Source organism: Methylibium sp. (genome assembly GCF_013817365.1).
Classification (GTDB): domain Bacteria; phylum Pseudomonadota; class Gammaproteobacteria; order Burkholderiales; family Burkholderiaceae_C; genus Methylibium.
This window is the reverse complement of record NZ_JACDCU010000498.1, coordinates 1-2771: the sequence shown is the minus strand read 5'-3', so window position 1 is coordinate 2771 and position 2771 is coordinate 1. Positions and strand designations below refer to the sequence as shown.

Annotated in this window: 4 protein-coding genes; all 4 read left to right on the top strand. The window is 68.3% G+C overall.

Features of this window, described 5'->3' with window-relative positions; translation table 11 throughout:
* Positions 1–120: 120 nt before the first annotated feature.
* Positions 121–633, top strand: coding sequence for a GNAT family N-acetyltransferase (locus H0W38_RS20385; protein WP_292457621.1), 513 nt, complete (start codon positions 121–123; stop codon positions 631–633).
* Between the two features lie 101 nt (positions 634–734).
* Positions 735–1574 (top strand): aldolase/citrate lyase family protein, encoded by an 840-nt coding sequence (locus H0W38_RS20380; protein ID WP_292457619.1) that lies wholly within the window; start codon positions 735–737, stop codon positions 1572–1574.
* A gap of 125 nt (positions 1575–1699) precedes the next feature.
* On the top strand, positions 1700–2173 hold the full coding sequence (locus tag H0W38_RS20375; protein ID WP_292457616.1) for an ATP synthase subunit I: 474 nt from the start codon (positions 1700–1702) through the stop codon (positions 2171–2173).
* Positions 2174–2200: 27 nt separating this feature from the next.
* A partial coding sequence (locus H0W38_RS20370; RefSeq protein ID WP_292457614.1) for a FoF1 ATP synthase subunit a occupies positions 2201–2771 on the top strand: 571 nt, incomplete at its 3' end.

Genomic DNA, 2771 nt, shown 5'->3' with positions numbered 1-2771 from the left:
CTGCAACCTCCTGGCCCGACGCCTACCCGCGATGACCGCCACCCCTCTTGCTTCGCCCGTCCCGGCCTGGACCGAGCTTTACGCCGTTGCCGCGGCACCCGGATCGTCGCCGCCCTGACGATGGAAGCGGCCTGCGACGTCGTGCTCGTCACGCCGGCCACGCCGGAGCAGTTCGACGACGCGCGCGAGCTGTTCCGCGAGTACGCCGCCGCGCTCGACATCGATCTGTGCTTTCAGAACTTCGACGCCGAACTCGCGGGCCTGCCGGGCGAGTACGCCGAGCCGGCTGGCGCCCTGCTGCTGGCCTGGTGCGACGGCGCGCTGGCCGGCTGCGTGGCCCTGCGGCCCCTGCCCGACGCCGACGAGGCCAACGCCTGCGAAATGAAGCGCCTGTACGTGCGGCGCGCCTTCCGCCGTTTCGGCCTAGGCCGCTTGCTGACCGAGACGCTGATCGACCGCGCCCGCGTGGCAGGCTATTCGGCGATGCTGCTCGACACACTCGACGAGATGGAGGCGGCGCGCGAGCTCTACGCCTCGCTCGGCTTCGAGGAAGTGCCGCCCTACTACTTCAACCCGCTGCCCGGAGCACACTACCTGCGCGTTGCGCTGGAAGGCTCCGGCTCCAGGTACTGAGCGGTCACGGGTCGGCCTTTGCGCACAGCCGGCACCGGCCGCGGCAGGTGCCGGCTTGTAGTGCCTTCCCGACCGTCACGCCTGCCCGAGGAGACTTCGCGATGAATGCCTTCAAGCAACTGCTGCAGCACCCGACCCGCGGTGTCGACGCCCACCCTCGGGCCAGCCATCAGCGCGTCCCGCTGGGCACCTGGATCATGTCGGCCAGCCCGCTGGTGGCCGAGGCCATCGGCCATGCCGGCTTCGACTGGGCGGTCCTCGACATGGAGCATTCGCCGCTCGAACTGCCCGGGGTGGTGGCGCTGCTGCAGGCTTTGGCCTCGACCAAGTTGGTGCCGATCGTGCGGCTGGCAGGCAACGATCCGGTGGGGTTCAAGCGCGTGCTCGACGCTGGCGCCACCACGCTGATGGTGCCGCGCGTGCAAGGCGCCGAAGAAGCCGAGCGCGCGGTAGCCGCGCTGCGCTATCCGCCGCTCGGGCATCGTGGCGCTGCCGCCATGAGCCGCGCCACGCGTTACGGCACCCAGCGGCTCGACACCGGTGCGGCCAACGCGGCGGTCGCGCTGATCGCCCAGCTCGAGACGCCGCATGCGCTCGATGCGCTCGAGCGCATTGCGGCGGTCGAGGGCGTCGATGCGCTGTTCATCGCGCCGGCCGATCTCTCGGCGGCCATGGGCCACGGCGGCGACGCCCGGCATCCTGCGGTGATGACGGCGATGTCGCAGGCGGCCGAGCGCTCACGCGCCGCCGGCCTGCCGATCGGCACCCTGGCGGGCACGCCGGAGATGGCTGCCCAGGTGCGGGCGGCGGGTTTCGACTTTGTCGGCCTGGGCTCCGATCTCGGTCTGCTCGTGCATGCCGCGCAAGCCTCCTTGCAGGCACTGCGCACGCCCGATGCGGCCATGGTGCACTCGCTCAACCTCGGCACCCACGCCTATTAGCGGTGATCGCAGCGCTGGCGCGGCGATAACGCCGCTGCCCGGCGGAACCGGGTGGCAACGACATAAACAGCGCGGGTTTTCACGTAAACTCCCTTGGTTTTGCCGAAAAGAGAGCCGACCCGAGCATGAACGCGAGCGCTTCACGCGAGCCGCGCGACTGGCCCGACACCGGCTCGGAGCCGGTAGACGATGCTTCGCAAAGCCTGAGTGCCGAACAGGCCCAGGCGCTGCGAAAGCGGCAGCCGATGGTGTCGCCCTGGCGGGTGGTGGCGGTGCAGGCGATTTGCGGCTTGCTCTGCGCCCTGATCGCCTGGGCTGTCGTGCCGGGTTCGGGAGTGGCCTGGTCGGCGCTCTACGGTGCGGCGTCGGCGGTCATTCCGAGTGCTCTGCTGGCGCGCGGAATGACACGCGGAACGCGAAACCCGGTGGCTGCGGCTGCCGGTTTCATGTTCTGGGAGATGTTGAAGATCGGTGTGGCCATTGCCATGCTGGTGGTCGCAGCAAAGGTCGTGCCGCAATTGAGTTGGCCGGTGCTGCTGGTCACGATGGTGGTGTGCATGAAAGTGAACTGGTTCGCGCTGCTATGGCGCGGACGTTGATGGACGACAGGTTTCAGGAACAACAGCATGGCAGTCGAAGGTCAAGCACCCACCGCCGGTGAATACATCATTCACCATCTCCAGCATCTGCAGAACAAGCCGCAGACGGAGGTCGTCGACTTCTCGGTCATCAACTTCGATTCGGTGTTCTTCTCGCTCCTGATGGGCGTGCTGGGCTGCTGGCTGCTGTGGCTGGCGGCGCGCAAGGCGACTTCGGGCGCGCCGGGGCGCTTCCAGGCGGCCGTCGAGCTGCTCGTCGAGATGGTCGACAGCCAGGCCAAGGGCATCATCCACAACGCCGCCAGCCGCCGCGTCGTCGCGCCGCTGGCGTTGACCGTGTTCATCTGGATCTTCCTGCTCAACGCGATGGACCTGCTGCCGGTCGATCTGCTGCCTGCCTTATGGCACGTCGCCGGCCCGGCCATGGGCGCGCCCGACTATCTGCGCGTGGTGCCGACCGCCGACCTGTCGATCACGATGGGCCTGTCCATCGGCGTGCTGCTGGTGTGCTTGTTCTATAACGTCAAGATCAAGGGCGCCGCCGGCTGGGCGCACGAACTGTTCACGGCACCCTTCGGCAACAACTGGTTTCTTTGGC

Bases quoted from the DNA above. Each gene is read 5' to 3' on its own strand.
- H0W38_RS20385 (WP_292457621.1), top strand. From the start codon at position 121: ATGGAAGCGGCCTGCGACGTCGTGCTCGTCACGCCGGCCACGCCGGAG.
- H0W38_RS20380 (WP_292457619.1), top strand. From the start codon at position 735: ATGAATGCCTTCAAGCAACTGCTGCAGCACCCGACCCGCGGTGTCGAC.
- H0W38_RS20375 (WP_292457616.1), top strand. From the start codon at position 1,700: ATGAACGCGAGCGCTTCACGCGAGCCGCGCGACTGGCCCGACACCGGC.